The sequence below is a fragment of the Micromonospora sp. CNZ309 genome, assembly GCF_002846525.1.
On sequence record NZ_PJNG01000001.1, the window covers coordinates 3,651,112 to 3,668,712 of the forward strand.

Genomic DNA, 17,601 nt, shown 5'->3' on the forward strand with positions numbered 1-17,601 from the left:
CTGCCCGATGGGGAACCGTACGTGTCTCCCCCATCACCCGTGTGCACTGGAGGACTTGACGATGGCTTCGCACCCCAAGGGCGACTTCGACCTTTCGCGGGCGGTCTGGCAGCGGGCCGAGGGCGACACCTCCGAGAGCGCGGTGGAGGTCGCCTTCGTCGACGACCTGATCGGCATGCGCAACTCCGCCGAGCCGGACGGGCCGGTCCTGGTCTTCACCCAGGCCGAGTGGGACGCCTTCGTCGCCGGCGCCCAGGACGGCGAGTTCGACCTGGACTGACTGCCGACCGCCCCGCCCGGTCGGCCTGGCCGGCCTGGCCGGGCGGGGTCGGGCGGGTCCGCTCACTCGGCCGGTGGCCGGGGCCGCACCCGCCTGGCCACGGCCGACCAGAGCCGGCCACCGAGCCGGGTGCGTTTGATCCAGCGCAGCCGGGCGACCGCGCCACCGGCCGGCTGGCGCTGCTGCGGAGGCGCGGTGATCCGGGCGTACGCGGCACCGGTGGCGGGCCGGGTGGTGCCCGGTTCGAGCCGCTCGGAGGCGAGCGCCAGCCAGGTGAACTGTTGCAGCGTCCGCTGATCGGGCCGGCCGCCCCGGGCGGCGGTGCGGAGTGCCTTCTCCACGGCGGGCCGGCGCACGAGGTGGGTCAGCGGGCCGTGTGCGGTGTCCAGCAGCTCGGCCATGGCCTGGAGGCCGTCGCCCTCCCACACCCGGGTGGCGGTGGACGGGCCGGTGGAGACGCTGACGAACGGGACCTGCGCCCACTCGGGCACCAGCCGCGCGATCAGCCCGGTGTGCATGAGCCGCTCGCGCTTCTGCGCGGGCGTCAACGCGAACGTGGCGGCGACGAAGCCGGGCGAGAGGAACGGGGTGACCATGCCGATCGCGTACGCCGAGGTGTACCAGCGGCGGACCCGTTCCACCAGGTAGATGTAGTCGACCAGGCGCAGGTCGTGCAGGCCGAGCCCGCTGCCGTGGTCGAGCAGGACGCCGATGCGCTCCCGCTCGGCGGTGACCACGGCCGGGTCGGCGACGCCCGCCGGCACGGCGTTCAGCAGCCGGGCCAATGCGGTCTCCCGCGGGGACGGCTCGCCGTCGTCGGTCGGGGGATACCAGTATTCGGTGGCGAGTTCGCCGGCGGCGCCGGTGAACGTGGCGGGGCTGGCCTGGTCGACCAGGCGTCCGGGGCCGGCGGGGCGCACCAGGTAGCTGGAGGGGAACTGGTGGTCGGTCAGCCGTTGCAGGCGCCGGGCCCGCTCGTGCAGGCCGGTGCCGAGCACGTTGGCGCGCGCCCCGGCGAGCCGGAGCGTGTGCTCGGGGTGCAGCCCCCGCTTGTCGCGCAGGATCCGCACCAGCTCGCGGGCGACCTCGCCCTCGGCCCGGGTGTCCTCGTTGGTGAGGAACCGGGGGGTCCGGCCGGCCGCGATCAGCGCAGCGGCGATGAGCCGGGAATCCTTCCCGCCGGACAGCCCCAGGGTGATGTCGTCGTCGTAGAGGCCGTGGATGCCGGCGGCGGTGGTCGTGATGGCCTCGGCCGCCCGGTCCAGCAGCTCGCCCACCGGCCGGTCCTGCGCCGCCAGCCCGTCGCTTACGACGTCGTCGGTGGCGTATCGCGTGGTGGTGACGAGTTCCCACCCGCCGCCGTCGCGCCGACGGCCGGTCACCCGCTCACCGGGGCGCAGCAGCCGGGCCCCCGCCACCGGTGAGCTGTCGCCGCCGAAGTGCCCGCAGAGGATGTATGACGCCCAGCCGTCCAGGTCGGGCCGCGGGTCGCCGTGCAGGAACGCGGCCAGCAGGCCGGGACGGGTGCAGAAGGCCGTCAGGCCGCCCGCTCCGCCCGTGAAGACCCGGCACATGCCGATCCAGTCCTGTTGCAGGGCGAAGCGCCCGGCCGCGTCGAGGGCCAGCAGGCCGAACGGCGGCACCACCTCGCGGTGCACCTCCTGGCCCGCCAGCAGGCGCCCGGCCAGCGCCGCCGGGCCGCCCGTGACGTCCACCCCCACGGGCAGCCCGAGGGAGACGGCGGTGACCGGCCCGACGGTGTCGACGGTCGGCCACCGGTAGGGGCCCTGGTCGCTGTGGTGCAGGACGGTCACGCCCCAGTCGTCGGCGCCGAATTCGTGTCGTACGAAAGTGTCGGGCACCAGGTCTGCGGCGGCCGTTTCAAAGCGTTGCCTGGCGGCGCTCCGGGCGCTGTCCGACAGATTGTCGTCAGCGAACCAGGCCAGCATGACGTGCATGTGCGATTCCCCCGAACTCGCCGGATCGGATGTGTCCGTCCAGAAGGGAGTTAACCTCCCCGTTACCTGGCGCGGATGCCTCGGTGAACAAACGAGGTACTTCCGGCATTGGTGATTGGGGACGACCTTTCGGCACCGACGGCGGTGCGGATTGAGCCGATAAACAGCCACAAAACCGGCACAGCCAAAGAGGTTGCGCTGAAACGAGATTTGAGATCAGTTCCTCAGAAGCGGGTTCCGACGTCTGGATGAGCCACCCGCGCGATTCCCACGGAAGCAATTTCCGTGCGTTCCGTGAATCGCACCGTACGTCCCGCGAATCGCGCCGCAGGGGCGCGGCCGGGCCGAGCCGGGGTTTGATCGACGCGTTAGTCGCCGTCGCCCCAGCCGAGCCCGCCCGGCCCAGGGGCGTGGTGGAAACCGGGGTGGTCGGCGACGTCGGCGCAGCGCTCGCCGTCCGGGCCGGAAGCGCCGCAGAACAGCCGCTCGGCCTGCTGCCACGCCTCGGCCGGGGACAGCGCCGACGCGCCCAGGGCCACCTCCGGCCGGAGCACGCTCAGCGCCTCCGCGTAGCCGACGGCCAACTCCCGGGCCGACGCCAGATCGGGGGCGGTGAAGCCGAGGTGCACCGTGAAGAAGCGCCCGGGCCGGGCCGGCCGGCGCGCCGCCGTGATCAACGACGTGCCGGCGACATCCCGGGCCGTGCCGAGCGCCTCCCGCGCCTGCCGCTGTCCCCAGTACGCGGGCCTGTTGTCGCGCATGCGTCCTCCCCGTGACGATCGTGGGCGGCCCCGCCTCCGGTGGACCGCCGGTGGTCCGCTCCGACGGGTCGCCGGCGACCTGCCGCCGGCGACCCGGCCGGACCGCTCCCCCGAGGAAACCAGCTCTCCGCGTCCCTGGGAGGGGCCAGCAGACGTGGCATCCGCTGGCCCCCTCCCCGCCCGGCTCCGCCGTCCGCCACGGGCCACCCGGGCGACGCGGTTCCCGCCAAGGGCGGCGACCGGGCGGCAGGTTCTCGGGCGGCCCGGGCCCGGCGGGCGGCGGCCCGGGCCCGGCGGGCGGCGGCCCGGGCCCGGCGGGCGGCGACCCGGGCGGCGCCGAGCCACGTCGTGGCGTCGACCGGACGCCGGGGTTCAGGCCCGCCGGCCTGGGTAGACGCAGAGGTACGGACAGGATCCCGGTCAGGAGGCCCGATGGCCACCATCCCGACAGAGCGCAGCCCGGACAGCTCGGTGGCGTTCCTGCGCGACGGCTACCGCTTCGTCGGCCGGCGCTGCGACCGCCACGGCACCGACATCTTCCAGGCCCGGCTGCTGCTGGAGCCCACCATCTGCCTGCGCGGCCGGCCGGCGGCGGAGCTGTTCTACGACCCCGAGCGCTTCGTCCGGGCGGGCGCGATGCCGAAGCGGGCGCAGCGCACCCTGACCGGCCGAGGCGGCGTGCAGGGCCTCGACGGTGCGGAACACGCCGACCGCAAGGCCATGTTCATGTCGATCATGACGCCGGCCGCGGTCCGGCACCTCGGGCAACTCTTCGACGACGAGTGGCGGGCCCGCGTCCCGGCCTGGGAGGCGGGCGGGCCGGTGGTGCTCTACGACGAGATCGGCCGGATGCTGACCCGTACGGTCTGTGCCTGGGCGGGCGTGCCGCTGGCCGGCTCCGAGGTGCACCGGCGTACCGCCGAACTGCACGCGATGATCGAGGGGCCGGCGGCGCTCGGCCCCTTGCACTGGCGCGGCCTGTGGGGCCGCCGCCGGGGCGAACGCTGGATGGGCCAGGTCGTCGAACGCGAGCGCGCCGGCACGCTCCCGGCCCCCGAGGGCAGCGCGCTGCGGGTGATCGCCGAGCACCGGGACGACCGGGGACGGCTGCTCCCCCGCCGGATCGCGGCCGTCGAACTGCTCAACGTGCTGCGCCCCACGGTCGCCGTCGACCGTTTCGTCGTCTTCGCCGCGCTGGCCCTGCACGACCACCCGGCCTGGCGGCAGCGGGTCCGCGAGAGCGACGAGGCCACCGGGAGCTTCGTGCAGGAGGTACGGCGCTACTACCCCTTCTTCCCGGTGGCCGCCGCCCGGGTGCGCCGCTCGTTCGACTGGCAGGGATACCACTTCCCTCGGGGCCGGCGGGTGCTGCTCGACCTGTACGGCACCAACCACCACCCGGCGCTCTGGCCGGAACCGGAGCGCTTCCTGCCGGAGCGCTTCACGGGCTGGCGGGGCGACCCGTTCGCCCTCGTCCCGCAGGGCGGCGGCGAGCACCTGACCGGGCACCGCTGCGCCGGCGAATGGATCACGATCGAGCTGATGAAGCGGGCGGTGACCAACCTGACCACGACGATGCGGTACGACGTACCACCGCAGAACCTGGCGCTGAGCCTGCGCTCGATGCCGGCGCTACCGCCGAGCGGGTTCCTGATCACCAACGTCCGCCGCACGGCCTGAACGACACGGGAGCAACCGCCGGAACGACACGTCGGTTTGGCCGCCCGATAACCGGGCACCTGCTGCGGGCACCCACCGTCACCGGGAGGCACCGTGTCCTTCGACGCCAGCGAGTACGGCCGGCGCGCCGCGGACGTCTACGACGAGACGTACGCGCACCTGACGCCGGACGCGGCGGTGGAGCGGCTCGCCGAGCTGGCCGACGGTGGCCCGGTGTGCGAGTTCGGCATCGGCACCGGCCGGCTGGCCCTGCCGCTGGCCGCCCGGGGGCTGGCCGTCGCCGGTGTCGAGGGTTCCCCGGAGATGGCCGCCGGGCTGCGCGCCAAACCAGGCGGGGACGCGGTCGAGGTGGCCGTCGGCGACTTCGCCGGGACCCGGGTGCCCGGCGAGTTCGCCCTGGTGGTGCTCGCGTTCAACACGATCTTCGCGCTGCCGGACCAGGCCTCCCAGGTGGCCTGCTTCCGCAACGCCGCCGCCCACCTGCGTCCCGGCGGCCGGTTCGTCGTCGAGGCGTGGGTGCCCGATCCGGGTGCCTTCCGCGCCGGCGGGGCGCTGCGCCCGGTGCGGGTGGCGGAGGACGTGGTGCTGCTGGAGGCGGCCCTGCTGCACCCGGCCGAGCAGCGGATGACCACCACGAAGGTCCGGCTCACCGACGGCGGGGTGCACCTGCTGCCGGCGAACCACCGCTACGCCTGGCCGGCGGAGCTGGACCTGATGGCCGAGCTGGCCGGGCTGCGCCGCGAGCACCGCTGGGAGGACTGGTCCGGCCGCCCGTTCACCGACCACAGCCGCGAGCACGTCTCCGTGTACCGCCGGCCACCGGCGTGAGCGCGCCGGCCCGACCGCCCGGCGCCGCGCCGGGGGACGGCGGGGACACGGCCGGGGCCGGCGGGGCCGCACCCCACGGCGGCGGCACGACCGTCTTCGGCGGCGGCACGGCCCCGCCGTCGGGAGCCGAGCGGTGCCGGCTTCCCCTGGCGTACGTGCTGCCGCTGCGCTGGACCGACGACGCCGGGCTGACCGAACTGACCGGCTACCTGCGGTGGCTGAGCGCCCTGGTCGACGTGACCGTGGTCGACGGGTCGCCGCCGGAGGTGTTCGACCGGCACGCGCGGGCCTGGCGGGGGCTGGTCCGGCACCTGCGGCCGGATCCCGCCCTGCGCGGCGTCAACGGCAAGGTGACCGGGGTGCTCACCGGCGTCGGCGCGGCCCGCCACGAGCACGTGGTGATCGCCGACGACGACGTCCGGTACGACGGGGCGGGGCTGCGCGTCGTGCACCGGCTGCTCGACCGGGTGGACCTGGTCCGGCCGCAGAACTACTTCGACCCGCTGCCCTGGCACGCGTGGTGGGACACCGGGCGCACGCTGCTCAACCGGGCGCTCGGCGCCGACTACCCCGGCACCCTGGCGGTACGCCGGAGCACCTTCCTCGCCATGGGCGGGTACGACCCGGACGTGCTCTTCGAGAACCTGGAGCTGATCCGCACGGTGCGCGCGTACGGGGGCACCGAGGCCGCGCCCGCCTGGCTGCACGTACGCCGGCTGCCGCCCGGCACCGCCCACTTCCTGGGCCAGCGGGTCCGTCAGGCGTACGACGACCTGGCCCAGCCGGCCCGCCTGGTCACCTCGCTCGCGGTCCTGCCGGCGCTGGCGACGGCGGTCGCGAACCGGCGGCCGGGACTGCTGCTCGGGGCGGCCGCGACCACGGTGGCGCTCGCCGAGGCGGGTCGGCGCCGGGGCGGGGGCACCGCCGTCTTCCCGCCGGCGACCGCCCTGGCGGCCCCGCTCTGGGTGCTGGAGCGCGGCGTGTGCGGCTGGCTCGCCGTCGGCCGGCGCCTGCTCTTCGGCGGGGTCCGCTACGCCGGCGGCCGGATGCGCCGCGCCGCCCACTTCGAACGCACCCTGCGCCGCCACCTGCGCTGAGTCCCCGCGCCGGTACGCGCCCGGGACGCACACGACAGCTCGCGGCCACTCTCCGGACGGTGCTCCGGGAGTGGCCGCGAGCTGCGGCGTGCGGTGACCGGGCTGGTCAGTACCGCACCTGTTCGCGGGACTGCTGCGCATGGTCCTTCACGTCGTGGGCGGCGGAACGGGTGTCGTCCTTGACGGCGTGCACCGCGTCCTGGGCGGTGGACCGGACCGACTCGGTGGCGTGCTGCGCCGGCTCGCGCAGCTCCTCCTTCAGTTCGGTGGCGACCTCGCCCAGCTTCTCCTTCACGACCCCGGCGTGCTCGCCGGCCTTCTCCTTGACCTGCGACGCCATCTGCTGCTCGCGGCTGGTGGCCGGGATCAGCGAGGAGGCGAGCCAGCCGACGCCGAAGGCGATCAGGCCGGCGGCCAGCGGGTTGCCCTCGGACTTCTGCCGGATGACGTGCGGGGCGCGCTGCGCGGCGTCGCTCACCGTCGAGGCGGCCGAGTGGGCCTTGTCGCTGACCGTCGAGGCCGCCGAGTGGGCCTTGTCGCTGACCGTGGAGGCGGTCGAGGAGGCGTGGTCGCCCACCGCGTGGGCGCCGTGCTTGGTGCTGTGACCCAGGTCGGAAGCGGTTCCCATCACCTTGTCCCTCACATTCTGCAGTGCGTTGCGGGCCCGCTGCTTGCGGTCGTCGACGATGCGGGCGGGGCTGACCTTGTACGCCAGCGCGTCCACGTCGGAACTCAGGTTGCTCCGGGTGGCTTCGATCTCCCGGCGGATCTGGTCCGGGTCGGTGCTCATCGGGTGACCTCCTGCGGGTGGGGCTTGAGCGCGTCGGGGATGCGCTGCACGCTGTCGTTGGTCTGCTTGAGGCCGCGGATGTGCTCGGCGCTCTTCTTGGCCTTGGAGTAGAGGACCGCGGCGATCGCGCCCCAGATGACGGCCACGATCAGCGCCGCCCAGCCGGCGTCCATCACGTTGGACAGCCCGGCCCAGAGGGCCAGCGAGAGGAAGAGGGCCACCATGTAGCCGCCGAAGCCGGCGCCGCCGAAGAAGCCGGCGGTCTTGCCCGCCTTCTTGCCCTCCTGGCGGATCTCGGCCTTGGCCAGCTCGACCTCCTGCCGCATCAGCGTGGACAGGTCGCTGGTGACCTGGCGCATCAGCTCACCGATCGAGCTGCCCCTGACCTCGTCCGCGTCGTGGGGGTGGTAGCCGGAGTCCAGCCCCGCCCCCTGCGTCGGCATGCTCATGCCGCCGCCTCCCTTCGGGTGATTCGTAGGCTCACGGACGCGGGGTCCCGGTCGAGGGCACGCCCGGCAGCGGGTCGGTCTGGGTCACCGGCGGCAGCGGCTGACCCACGCCACCGGCGGGGTCGGCGTAGCTGGTGGTGGTCTGCGGGTCGGCGTACGCGCCCGGGGTCGGGTCGAGGTAGCCGCCCGGCGGCACGGCGTCCGGCACCGCGCGCGGGGCCGGCGGGGTCGGGATGACCGCGGTCCGCTCCGGGTCGTAGCCCGCACCCGAGTTGTACGCGGAGTAGCCGTTGGCGCCCTGGTCGTCGCCGGCGGCGGAGATGTTCTTGGTCAGCCGGCCGGCGAGCACACCCAGCACGGCGGCGCCGACCAGGAAGGTGCCCGGGTTGCGGCGCGCGTAGGAGCGCACCTCGGCGATGATGTCGCCGGGCTCACGCTGCTCCAGCCAGCCGGCCACGCCGTGCACCCGGTCGGCGGCCTGGCGGGCGATCTCGCTCACCGGGCCGGCCTGGCCACCCTGGTCGGCCATCGAGCGCATCTCGTCGGCCAGCGAGCGGAGCCCGCCGGCGGCCCGTCGCTGCTGCTCACCGGTCTGGCTGGCGAGCTGGCTGCGGGCCTCGCCGTAGAGGTTGCGCGCCTGGTGCTTCGCCTCGCCGACGACCTCCCGGCCCTGCTCCTTGGCGGTCTCGGCGACGGCGCCACCGGCCTGCTTGGCCTCCGAGCCGACCTGACGGGCCTGCTCACGGACACCACTGCCGTTGGTCGACTCCTGCCCGTACGTGGAAGTCGTGGGTGACAGATCGTAGGTCATGATTTCCCTTCCGCTCGGAAAGTCTTCGCGGGTCTGTGCTGGGGGGATTGCGTCGGCCGTTCCTGCCGTCGCATCTCTTGACCTACCCTGCGTCGCCGGTTCCATACCTCGTTCGTGACTTTCCCTGCGCGCCCGCACCGGGCCGCTGCAAAATGGAGGATCGCCGGATCGGGTGGCGGCTCCGTCGCGCACAGTGACGGCCGCCCCTCGCCAGCCGGCGCCGCGGGCAGGGCGTTCCGCGGGTCCACGGAGGTGAATCGATGGCACGGTACGCACGCGGGGCGGCGCGGGCCCCGAAGCAGCGGGTGCAGTACGCCGCCGTGGCCGCAGCCGGGATCTTCGCCCTGATCGGGGTGCTCGGGTTCATCCCCGGCATCACCACCGGCTACGGCGACATGACGTTCGCCGGCCACCACTCCGAGGCCCGGCTGCTCGGCCTGTTCCAGGTGTCGATCCTGCACAACGCCCTGCACCTCGGCTTCGGGCTGGCCGGCCTGCTGATGGCGCGCAGCGTCGCCGGGGCCCGGGTCTTCCTCGCCGGCGGCGGCGCCCTCTACCTCGGCCTGTGGCTGTACGGCTTCGCGATCGACCGGGAGAGCGCGGCGAACTTCATCCCGGTCAACGACGCCGACAACTGGCTGCACCTGGTCCTCGGTTTCGGCATGCTCGCCCTCGGGCTGCTGCTCTCCAACCAGGTCGGCACGGGCACCCGGCCGGACGCCCCCTTCGACCGCCCCTGACGACCCGCCGGGCGCGGCGTTTGCCTGCCGTGACCTGCGGGCACGGAGGTCGGAGGTCCGTCGACGAGGGGGTCCTCATGCCGAGGTGGCTGCGTGACAACGCCCTGACGGTGACGATGTTCGGCGCGTTCCTCGTCTTCCTGGTGCTACAGAGCGTGTTCGGATGGCAGACGCACAACGAGGAGCTGGCCGAGTTCGGGGCCGCCCCGACCAGTTGGGCGGCGTACCTGGGCAGCGGGCACTTCATGGAGTCGGTCTTCGAGAACTGGGAGTCGGAGTTCCTCCAGATGGGCGGCTACGTCCTGCTCACCGCCTACCTGGTGCAGCGCGGGTCGGCGGAGTCGAAGCCGGTCACCGCCGAACACGCGCACACCGGCGACTGACGGCCGGCACCGTCAGGCCGGCACGCGCAGCCGCTTGGCGAAGCAGACGCTGTACGGGTTGCCGACGTACTCACCGTAGACCGGGATCGGCTCGTACCCGCTGGAGGTGTAGAGCGCGATGGCGGCCGGCAGGTACGTGCCCGTCTCCAGGAGCACCACCCCGTACCCCTGTTGGAAGGCCAGTTCCTCCAGCGCGGTCAGCAACTGCCGGGCGATGCCCCGCCCCCGGTACGCCGGGCGGACGTACATCCGTTTGACCTCGCCGGTGCCGGCGTCGATCCCCTGGATCCCGCCGCAGGCGACCGCCCGCCCGCCGGCGACCACCGCCAGGTAGCGGATGTCGTCGTGGGTGACGGTCACCTGGCCGTCCAGCCCGCCGTCGGCCACCCGCAGTTCGCGCTGCTGGGCGGTGACCAGCGCGTCGATCTCCGGGTCGGTGGCGGGACGTGACTCGATCAGCATCAGGCCACGCTAGGTGGCGGGGATTTCCGGCAGGTTTCCGGCAGCCGACCCGCTCACGGAGCGCGACGAGCCATTCGGCATCGCCCGCCGGGGCGGGGCAATAGGCGTCGCTCCGGCGGGCGGGACCCCGTCCGGCGTCGCCCGCCGGGGCGGGCTATTCGGCGTCGCCCGCCGGAGCGGGCTATTCGGCGTCGCCCGCCGCCGCGCTACGGGACGGGTCGAGCTCGGGGAAAGGACCAGGCCCGTCGGACGGACCGGCCTCCCGGGCCGGCCCGGCCTCGTCGAAGCCGTCCAACGGGTCGACGTCGTCCGAGAGGTCGGCGTCGGTGCCCTCGACCTCGTCCTCCGGGCGCTGCCGGCGGGCCTTGCGGGCCGCCAGCCGCTCGGCGGCCGAGGCCCGGGTGGACTTCTCCTCCAGCCGGACGTCGGTGCCCCGGTTGCCGGGGACGAAGTCGGCGCCCGCGTAGAGGGTGGGCTGCCAGTCGAACTCGCGCTCGCCGATGCGGACCAGGTCGCCCGGCTCCGCGCCGGCCTTGCCGAGCTTCTCCTCGACGCCCAGCCGGGCCAGCCGGTCGGCCAGGTAGCCGACGGCCTCGTCGTTGTCGAAGTTCGTCTGCCGCACCCACCGCTCGGGACGCACACCGCGCACGACCCAGGCGCCGTCCGGCGCGGCCTCGATGGTGAAGCCGGCGTCGTCGACGGCCCGGGGCCGGATCACGATCCGGGTCGCCTCGGCCGGCGGCGCGGCCCGGCGGCCCTGCTCCACCAGCTCCGCCATGGCGTACATGAGTTCCTTGAGCCCCTCGCGCGTCGCCGCGGAGACCTCGAACACCTGGAAGCCGCGCGCCTCCAGGTCGGGGCGGACGATCTCGGCCAGGTCCCGGCCGTCCGGCACGTCGATCTTGTTGAGCGCCACGAGGCGGGGGCGGTCGGCCAGGCCCCCGTACTCGGTCAGCTCGGCCTCGATGGTGTCGATGTCGGCGACGGGGTCCCGGCCGGGCTCCAGCGTGGCGGTGTCGATGACGTGCACCAGCACCGCGCAGCGCTCGATGTGCCGCAGGAACTCCAGGCCGAGGCCCTTGCCGGTGGCCGCGCCGGGGATCAGGCCGGGCACGTCGGCGACGGTGAAGGTGTGGTTGTCCAGCCGGACCACGCCCAGGTTGGGCACCAGGGTGGTGAAGGGGTAGTCGGCGATCTTCGGCTTGGCGGCGGAGATCACCGAGATCAGCGACGACTTGCCGGCCGAGGGGAAGCCCACCAGCCCGACGTCGGCGACGCTCTTGAGCTCCAGCACCACGTCGAGCTGCTCGCCGGGCTCGCCCAACTCGGCGAAGCCGGGGGCCTTGCGCCGGGCGTTGGCCAGCGACGCGTTGCCCCGGCCGCCGCGCCCGCCCCGGGCCACCTCGAACGTCGTGCCGGCGCCGACCATGTCGGCCAGGACCGTGCCGTCGGGGGCCTGCACCACGGTGCCGTTCGGCACCTTGAGCACGAGGTTGCGGCCGTTCGCGCCGTCCCGGTTCGACCCGGCGCCACCCTTGCCGTTCTCGGCCTTGACGTGCGGGCGGAAGTGGAAGTCCAGCAGCGTCGTCACCTGCGGGTCGACCACCAGGGACACGCTGCCGCCGTGCCCGCCGTTGCCGCCGTCGGGGCCGCCGAACGGCTTGAACTTCTCCCGGTGGATCGAGGCACAACCGTGCCCGCCATCGCCAGCCTGCAGGTGCAGGACGACCCGGTCAACGAACGTCGCCACGGACGTCAATCCTTCCAGCGAGGGTCACGCCCCGCACGAAAAAAGCAAAGCGGGCCGGGACACGAGGTCCGCGGCCCGCAACGCCTTCGAACTACTGCTGCGGCACGATGCTGACGGTCTTGCGACCGCGCCTGGTGCCGAACTGGACCGAACCGGCGGCCAGCGCGAAGAGCGTGTCGTCTCCGCCGCGGCCGACCAGGTCACCGGGGTGGAACTTGGTGCCACGCTGACGGATGAGGATCTCACCCGCGCTGACGACCTGACCACCGAAGCGCTTCACGCCGAGCCGCTGGGCCGCGGAGTCACGGCCGTTGCGCGAGCTGGACGCACCCTTTTTGTGAGCCATGTGAGGACGACCTACTTCCCGCTGGAGATGCCGGTCACCTTGACCTGGGTCAACGGCTGGCGGTGACCCTGGCGCTTGTGGTAGCCGGTCTTGTTCTTGAACTTGTGGATCCGGATCTTCGGGCCCTTGGTGTGCGCGGCGATCTCGCCGGACACCGCGACCTTGGCAAGCTTCGCCGCGTCGGTCACCAGGTCGTCACCGTCGACGAGGAGCACCGCGGTGAGCTTCACCGCGTCGCCGGGGGCACCGACGAGCTTCTCGACCTCGATCACGTCGCCCTCGGCGACCTTGTACTGCTTGCCGCCGGTCTTGACGATCGCGTACATCGGAGGCGCACTCCCTGTCGTTGAGGCTGCTAGCGTCTTTTCCCACCGTTGCCGGTCGGCTGTTCCCGCGGCGGCTCGCCGGGTAGCAGAGGCACGGCGGCACGGGCACGCGAGAACTCGGTACACCAAAGTGCACCGCAGGCCAGCGTACGCCATCGGAGGGCCGACGCCCAAACCGGGCCCGCCGGTCAGCGGGCGCAGAGCTGGTCGAGGCGCTGCCGGAGCCGGTCCAGCTCGGTCTCGTCGATCGAGTCGACGTCGGTCCCCAGCGTGCCGACCTCCGCCGCCATGTCCGCGAGAAGGGTCTTGAGCTGCGCGTCCTCGGCCCGGGTCGACTCGCGCCGCAGCGTGCTGCGCCAGTCGGTCAGCGCGGTGGAGATGCGCTCACGGGCGGTCCGGGCCGCCGCCGCGTCGTCCGCCCCGACCGCCGCGACCATCTTGCCGAGCTCCTCGACGTACGTCCGCACGGCCGTCTCGCCGGCCCGCTGTGCCGCGGCACACACCTCGGGCGCGTTGCCGCCCGCCGCCCCGCTGCCGGCGCCGGGGCGGGCGCCCGTCGTCGCGCCGCCGGCGGGTCCGCCCGTCGCCGGGCCCGTCGGGGCGCCGCCGGGCGGGGCGGCCCGCTCCGGCCGCTCGGCCGCGCACCCGGAGCCGGCGAGCAGGACGGCGGTGAGCGCGGTGACGGCGAGCAGACGGCGCATCGTTCTTCTCCTGACCGCAGGCGGCCGTTCGTGGCCGGGGATCGACCATACGACAGGGCCCCGCCCGCCGGACATCGCCGGGGACGGGGCCCTGTCACACGTCGGACCGATCAGCCGGTCACGGCCGGGTACGCCGCCGCGCGCCGCTGCGGCGGGACCGGCGCCGGCCGGAGCCGCCCTCCGAGTCGTCGCCCTCGGCGTCGGAGAGCGCGTCCGGGTCGTCCGGGGCGGCGAGCCGGGCCGACTCACCCGTCTGGCTGTCGGCGGCCTCGCCGGTGGCGGTGGTGTCCGCCTCGTAGCGGGACAGATCGTAGCCCATGGTGTCGTGGTACTCGGCGTCCGGGGCCGCGTCGGCGACGGTCTCGGTGACCTCCGCCACGGTGCGCTCGGCCGGCGCGCCCTTACGCGCCCGACGCCGGGAGGTTCCGGCGGCCGGCTCCGCCGCCGGGGCGGTCACGGCGGAGGCGACCGCCTTGACCTTCTCCCCCGCGCCGCCACCGCCGGTACGCGGCTTCTCCGGCACCGGCTCGGTGTGGATGATCAGACCCCGGCCCTTGCAGCACTCGCAGGTCTCGCTGAACGCCTCCAGCAGGCCCGCGCCGATCCGCTTGCGGGTCATCTGCACCAACCCGAGCGAGGTGATCTCGGTGACCTGGTGCTTGGTGCGGTCCCGGCCCAGGCATTCGGTCAGCCGGCGCAGCACCAGCTCACGGTTGGACTCCAGCACCATGTCGATGAAGTCGATCACCACGATGCCGCCGAGGTCGCGCAGCCGGAGCTGGCGGACGATCTCCTCGGCCGCCTCCAGGTTGTTGCGGGTGACCGTCTCCTCCAGGTTGCCCCCGGAGCCGGTGTACTTGCCGGTGTTGACGTCGATGACCGTCATCGCCTCGGTCCGGTCGATCACCAGCGAGCCGCCCGAGGGGAGGAAGACCTTGCGGTCCAGCCCCTTGATGATCTGCTCGTCGATGCGGTACTCGGCGAAGACGTCGGCGGTGCCGACGTGCCGGCGCAGCCGGGCGACCAGGTCGGGCGAGACGTGCGACAGGTACGACTCGACGATGTCGTACGACTGCTCGCCCTCGATCACCAGCTCGCGGAAGTCCTCGTTGAACAGGTCCCGGACGACCCGGATGACCAGGTCCGGCTCCTCGTAGAGCAGCACCGGGGCGCCGCCCTCGGTCGCCTTGGCCTGGATGTCCTCCCACTGCGCCTGGAGCCGCTTGACGTCGCGCGCCAGCTCATCCTCGCTGGCGCCCTCGGCGGCCGTCCGGACGATCACGCCCGCGCCGTCCGGCACCAGCTTCTTCAGCACGTCGCGCAGCCGCTTGCGCTCGGTGTCGGGCAGCTTGCGGCTGATGCCGGAGGCGTTGCCGTGGGGCACGTAGACCAGGTGCCGGCCGGAGAGCGCGATGTGGCTGGTCAGCCGCGCGCCCTTGTGGCCGATCGGGTCCTTGGTGACCTGCACCAGCACCGAGTCGCCGGAGCGCAGCGCCTGCTCGATCGAGCGGGCCCGCCCCTCCAGGCCGGTGGTGTCCCAGTTGACCTCGCCGGCGTACAGGACGGCGTTGCGGCCGCGCCCGATGTCGACGAAGGCCGCCTCCATGCTGGGCAGGACGTTCTGCACCTTGCCGAGGTAGACGTTGCCGGCCATGGTGCCGGAGGAGTTGCGGGTGACGTAGTGCTCGACGAGCACCCCGTCCTCCAGGACGGCGATCTGGGTACGGTCGCCGCGCTGGCGTACCGCCATCACCCGGTCGACGGCCTCCCGCCGGGCCAGGAACTCCGACTCGCTGAGGATCGGCGGCCGGGTACGGCGCTGCTCGCGGCCGTCGCGGCGGCGCTGGCGCTTGGCCTCCAGGCGGGTGGAGCCGGAGACGCCCTGCACCTCGTCGACGGTCTTGCGCGGCTCACGGATCTTGACGACGGTCGGCACGCCGTCGTCGGCGCCCGCCTCGACGTCGCCGGCACCCCGGCGACGGCGACGGCGCCGGCGCCGGGTCAGCGCGTCGCCGCCCTCGGCGTCCTCGTCCTCGTCGCCCTCGGTCTCCTCCGCCTCGGCCTGCGCGGCCTCCTCGGACTCCTCGTCCTCGGCGTCGTCCGCGCCGCCCTTGCCCCGGCCACGGCCGCGGCGGCCACGCCGGCGCCGGCGCCGGGCCGCGGCGCTCTCGTCGTCCTCGTCCTCGTCCTCGGCGGCCTCCTCGGCCTCCTCCACCGGCTCCTCGAGCTCGACGGCCTCGACCACCTCGGCGTCGCGGCGGCCACGCCGGCGACGGCGCGCCGGCTCGACCGGCTCCTCGGCGGCGGGCTGCTCCTCCGGCTCCGGCTCCGGTGCCGGCGCGACGATCCGGGCGACCGGGACGTCCTCCGGCTGTGGGGCCATGAAGAGCACGGTGGGCGCGGAGAGCGCGGCCCGCCGGCGGCGGGTGCGCGGCTCGGGCTCCGGCTCCGGCTCGACGACCGGCTCGACCTCCTCGGTCGGCTCCTCCTCCTCGGCGGGCGCGGTGACCGCGACGCCCGGCGGGACCTCGCCGGAACGGCTCTCGGCGCCGCTGACCGCGACGGGCGGGGCGGCGGCGCCGAATCCGGTGCCGGCCTCCGGCTCGACCCCGGCAGGCGGCTGCTCCACGACCCCGAGGGGGGCGGCGCCGGCGACGTCGGTCGGGGTCTCGGCGGCTGGCTCGGCCGCGGCGGGGGCGGCCTTCTTCCGACGGGTACGGGTCGCCTTGACCGGCGGCACGACCGGCCCGGTGGGCGCCTGGTCGGCTGCGGCCGGCGCCTCCCCGGTGGCCTCGGCGGGCTGGGTGACGGCCTCGGGTGCCGGCGCGGCGGCCTCCGGGGTCTGCGCGGCGGTGTCCTCGGCGACCTTCGCGGTGGTGGCCTTGCGGCGGCGGCGCGTCGCCTTCGGGGCGGCGTCGAGGTCGCCGGAGACGGGGGCGAACACCTCGGCCTGCGGCGCCTCGCCGCTGCCCGACACGGACGCCGTGGACGCCTCGACGGGCACCTCGGTCTGCTCCGGCTGGTTCAGCGGCGTGGCCCGCCGCCGGGTGGTACGCCGTCGTGCCGGCGCGGCCGGGGCCTGCTCGCCCTCGCCGGTGCCGCCCTGGTCGGCGCCGGCGTGCTCCGCCGCGGGGGGGTTCCCGCCGTCAGCGGCGCTCGTCGCTCCGGCGGCGTGCTCCGCCGTGGGGGCGTTGCCCGCCCCGGTGGCGGTCCCGACGGTGCTGTCGTCAGCGGTCTCGCCGGCCGGCTGTGAACCGGTCCGTTCGCCGCCCTCGGGCTCGTTCTCGAGCATGGACGTTCTCCAGTTCTGGCTGCCCCGGGCGCGGGTGAGCGCTGCCACGCAGGGTCGCCGCAAAAGTGTTTCCGCCGGGCGCGCACGGTGCGCGACCGCCGAAGTCTGCCTACCTGAACGCTGACCGACGGTCAGTGTTCACCGATGGTTGCCCCGTCGCGGTCCGCGTCCAACGGATCCGCGATCGCATCCTGCGCGGTCAGCGTGCCCTGTGCCAGCCGGATCACCCTCGGCGAGACCGGCGGCTCCAGGTCGGCCACCACGCGGAGGCCGGAAAGGACGTCATCGGGCCGCACGGAGGGGGTGACCTGCCGCACGACCAGTTCGAGTATCGCACACGGTACGGCCGGGGCCCCGGAAGGCGTCTCCGGCGACGCCACGACATCGATGCGGATCACCGCCGCGCGGGCGTCGAAGGTGCGCCGGCCCTGCTTGGTCATCCGCTCGACCAGCACCTCTTCGGCGGCCGTGAAGGCGGAAACCGCCCGTTGCAGGACGGCCGGGTCGATCTCGGGCAACTCGATGCGCCAGTGCGACGCCTCGATCCGGTCGGCAAGACTTCCCCCCGAGGCCACGACCGCGTCGAGCACGTCGAGCCCCGGCGAGAGGGCGGCGTCCAGCGCGGCGCGCAGCTCCGCCGGGTCGACCTGCTCGCGCAGGCCGATCTCCAGGTACTCAGCCTCGCTCGCCACGCCCGTCGGGGCGGCGCTGGCGTACGAGATCTTGGGGTGCGGGGTGAAGCCCTGGGAGAAGGCGATCGGCACGCCCGCCCGGCGCAGCGCCCGCTCGAACGCGCGGGCGAAGTCCCGGTGCGAGGTGAAGCGCAGCGGGCCGCGCTTGGCGTACCGGATCCGGACCCGCTGCACGACGGGTGCCTGACCGCCCTCTGGCTGTGGTTTCCTGCTGATCGTCGTGCTCCTCGTCCGGTCAGTGCTCGTTGATCATGA

Annotated in this window: 18 protein-coding genes; 6 read left to right on the top strand and 12 right to left on the bottom strand. The window is 74.2% G+C overall.

Going from position 1 to position 17,601, the window contains the following annotated elements; translation table 11 throughout:
• The first annotated feature begins 61 nt into the window (after positions 1–61).
• Positions 62–280, top strand: a complete 219-nt coding sequence (locus tag CLT72_RS14930) for a DUF397 domain-containing protein (RefSeq protein WP_088992395.1) — start codon at positions 62–64, stop codon at positions 278–280.
• Positions 281–342: 62 nt separating this feature from the next.
• On the opposite strand, the gene CLT72_RS14935 is transcribed toward CLT72_RS14930, so the two are convergent.
• Positions 343–2,238, bottom strand: a complete 1,896-nt coding sequence (locus tag CLT72_RS14935; RefSeq protein ID WP_101412385.1) for a hypothetical protein — start codon at positions 2,236–2,238, stop codon at positions 343–345.
• Positions 2,239–2,606: 368 nt separating this feature from the next.
• Positions 2,607–2,999 (bottom strand): hypothetical protein, encoded by a 393-nt coding sequence (locus CLT72_RS14940; protein WP_101412386.1) that lies wholly within the window; start codon positions 2,997–2,999, stop codon positions 2,607–2,609.
• A 432-nt stretch (positions 3,000–3,431) separates the two neighbouring features.
• Between CLT72_RS14940 and CLT72_RS14945 the strand changes: the two genes are divergently transcribed.
• From CLT72_RS14945 to CLT72_RS14955, 3 genes are all read left to right on the top strand, one after another.
• Positions 3,432–4,679 carry a cytochrome P450 gene (locus tag CLT72_RS14945; protein ID WP_101412387.1) on the top strand — a complete coding sequence of 416 codons (1,248 nt, stop codon included), beginning with the start codon at positions 3,432–3,434 and terminating at the stop codon, positions 4,677–4,679.
• A 93-nt stretch (positions 4,680–4,772) separates the two neighbouring features.
• Positions 4,773–5,507, top strand: a complete 735-nt coding sequence (locus tag CLT72_RS14950; RefSeq protein ID WP_101412388.1) for a class I SAM-dependent methyltransferase — start codon at positions 4,773–4,775, stop codon at positions 5,505–5,507.
• Positions 5,504–6,604, top strand: a complete 1,101-nt coding sequence (locus CLT72_RS14955; RefSeq protein ID WP_486484265.1) for a glycosyltransferase family 2 protein — start codon at positions 5,504–5,506, stop codon at positions 6,602–6,604. Before CLT72_RS14950 ends, CLT72_RS14955 begins: the two co-directional genes overlap by 4 nt.
• Before the next feature lie 106 nt (positions 6,605–6,710).
• Here CLT72_RS14955 and CLT72_RS14960 read toward each other — a convergent pair whose 3' ends face one another.
• Genes CLT72_RS14960 through CLT72_RS14970 form a run of 3 tightly spaced genes read right to left on the bottom strand, consistent with a single transcriptional unit; the run spans position 6,711 to position 8,654 of the window.
• Positions 6,711–7,394, bottom strand: a complete 684-nt coding sequence (locus CLT72_RS14960; RefSeq protein ID WP_101412389.1) for a DUF3618 domain-containing protein — start codon at positions 7,392–7,394, stop codon at positions 6,711–6,713.
• Complete coding sequence (locus CLT72_RS14965; RefSeq protein ID WP_088998863.1) at positions 7,391–7,843, bottom strand: phage holin family protein; 453 nt, start codon at positions 7,841–7,843, stop codon at positions 7,391–7,393. The genes CLT72_RS14960 and CLT72_RS14965 overlap by 4 nt, the downstream gene beginning before the upstream one ends.
• A gap of 31 nt (positions 7,844–7,874) precedes the next feature.
• Positions 7,875–8,654, bottom strand: coding sequence for a hypothetical protein (locus CLT72_RS14970; RefSeq protein ID WP_101412390.1), 780 nt, complete (start codon positions 8,652–8,654; stop codon positions 7,875–7,877).
• A 260-nt stretch (positions 8,655–8,914) separates the two neighbouring features.
• Between CLT72_RS14970 and CLT72_RS14975 the strand changes: the two genes are divergently transcribed.
• Together CLT72_RS14975 and CLT72_RS14980 are read left to right on the top strand one after the other, a co-directional pair.
• The gene (locus CLT72_RS14975) at positions 8,915–9,394 is read left to right on the top strand and encodes a DUF4383 domain-containing protein (protein WP_101412391.1); all 480 of its coding nucleotides are present in this window, start codon (positions 8,915–8,917) and stop codon (positions 9,392–9,394) included.
• Between the two features lie 77 nt (positions 9,395–9,471).
• Positions 9,472–9,777 (top strand): DUF6766 family protein, encoded by a 306-nt coding sequence (locus CLT72_RS14980; protein ID WP_250102074.1) that lies wholly within the window; start codon positions 9,472–9,474, stop codon positions 9,775–9,777.
• Positions 9,778–9,789: 12 nt separating this feature from the next.
• Here CLT72_RS14980 and CLT72_RS14985 read toward each other — a convergent pair whose 3' ends face one another.
• The 7 genes from CLT72_RS14985 to CLT72_RS15015 form a co-directional block, all read right to left on the bottom strand.
• Positions 9,790–10,239 (bottom strand): GNAT family N-acetyltransferase, encoded by a 450-nt coding sequence (locus CLT72_RS14985; RefSeq protein ID WP_101412392.1) that lies wholly within the window; start codon positions 10,237–10,239, stop codon positions 9,790–9,792.
• A 181-nt stretch (positions 10,240–10,420) separates the two neighbouring features.
• Positions 10,421–11,989: a GTPase ObgE gene (gene obgE / locus CLT72_RS14990; RefSeq protein WP_250102073.1), complete on the bottom strand. Its 1,569-nt coding sequence runs from the start codon at positions 11,987–11,989 to the stop codon at positions 10,421–10,423.
• A gap of 91 nt (positions 11,990–12,080) precedes the next feature.
• The gene (rpmA, locus tag CLT72_RS14995) at positions 12,081–12,335 is read right to left on the bottom strand and encodes a 50S ribosomal protein L27 (protein ID WP_101412393.1); all 255 of its coding nucleotides are present in this window, start codon (positions 12,333–12,335) and stop codon (positions 12,081–12,083) included.
• An 11-nt stretch (positions 12,336–12,346) separates the two neighbouring features.
• Positions 12,347–12,661 carry a 50S ribosomal protein L21 gene (rplU, locus tag CLT72_RS15000; RefSeq protein ID WP_088975625.1) on the bottom strand — a complete coding sequence of 105 codons (315 nt, stop codon included), beginning with the start codon at positions 12,659–12,661 and terminating at the stop codon, positions 12,347–12,349.
• Positions 12,662–12,849: 188 nt separating this feature from the next.
• On the bottom strand, positions 12,850–13,362 hold the full coding sequence (locus tag CLT72_RS15005) for a hypothetical protein (protein ID WP_101412394.1): 513 nt from the start codon (positions 13,360–13,362) through the stop codon (positions 12,850–12,852).
• Positions 13,363–13,480: 118 nt separating this feature from the next.
• The gene (locus tag CLT72_RS15010) at positions 13,481–16,654 is read right to left on the bottom strand and encodes an Rne/Rng family ribonuclease (protein ID WP_101412395.1); all 3,174 of its coding nucleotides are present in this window, start codon (positions 16,652–16,654) and stop codon (positions 13,481–13,483) included.
• Positions 16,655–16,785: 131 nt separating this feature from the next.
• On the bottom strand, positions 16,786–17,520 hold the full coding sequence (locus CLT72_RS15015; RefSeq protein ID WP_199184571.1) for a TIGR03936 family radical SAM-associated protein: 735 nt from the start codon (positions 17,518–17,520) through the stop codon (positions 16,786–16,788).
• Positions 17,521–17,601: the final 81 nt, after the last annotated feature.

Excerpts from the sequence above, each read along its gene's own strand:
- CLT72_RS14980 (WP_250102074.1), top strand. The coding sequence starts at position 9,472 with ATGCCGAGGTGGCTGCGTGACAACGCCCTGACGGTGACGATGTTCGGC.
- CLT72_RS14985 (WP_101412392.1), bottom strand. The coding sequence starts at position 10,239 with ATGCTGATCGAGTCACGTCCCGCCACCGACCCGGAGATCGACGCGCTG.
- CLT72_RS14945 (WP_101412387.1), top strand. The coding sequence starts at position 3,432 with ATGGCCACCATCCCGACAGAGCGCAGCCCGGACAGCTCGGTGGCGTTC.
- CLT72_RS14975 (WP_101412391.1), top strand. The coding sequence starts at position 8,915 with ATGGCACGGTACGCACGCGGGGCGGCGCGGGCCCCGAAGCAGCGGGTG.
- CLT72_RS14930 (WP_088992395.1), top strand. The coding sequence starts at position 62 with ATGGCTTCGCACCCCAAGGGCGACTTCGACCTTTCGCGGGCGGTCTGG.
- CLT72_RS15010 (WP_101412395.1), bottom strand. The coding sequence starts at position 16,654 with ATGCTCGAGAACGAGCCCGAGGGCGGCGAACGGACCGGTTCACAGCCG.
- CLT72_RS14970 (WP_101412390.1), bottom strand. The coding sequence starts at position 8,654 with ATGACCTACGATCTGTCACCCACGACTTCCACGTACGGGCAGGAGTCG.
- CLT72_RS15005 (WP_101412394.1), bottom strand. The coding sequence starts at position 13,362 with ATGCGCCGTCTGCTCGCCGTCACCGCGCTCACCGCCGTCCTGCTCGCC.
- CLT72_RS14935 (WP_101412385.1), bottom strand. The coding sequence starts at position 2,238 with ATGCACGTCATGCTGGCCTGGTTCGCTGACGACAATCTGTCGGACAGC.
- CLT72_RS14965 (WP_088998863.1), bottom strand. The coding sequence starts at position 7,843 with ATGAGCATGCCGACGCAGGGGGCGGGGCTGGACTCCGGCTACCACCCC.
- rpmA (WP_101412393.1), bottom strand. The coding sequence starts at position 12,335 with ATGGCTCACAAAAAGGGTGCGTCCAGCTCGCGCAACGGCCGTGACTCC.
- rplU (WP_088975625.1), bottom strand. The coding sequence starts at position 12,661 with ATGTACGCGATCGTCAAGACCGGCGGCAAGCAGTACAAGGTCGCCGAG.
- CLT72_RS14940 (WP_101412386.1), bottom strand. The coding sequence starts at position 2,999 with ATGCGCGACAACAGGCCCGCGTACTGGGGACAGCGGCAGGCGCGGGAG.
- CLT72_RS14960 (WP_101412389.1), bottom strand. The coding sequence starts at position 7,394 with ATGAGCACCGACCCGGACCAGATCCGCCGGGAGATCGAAGCCACCCGG.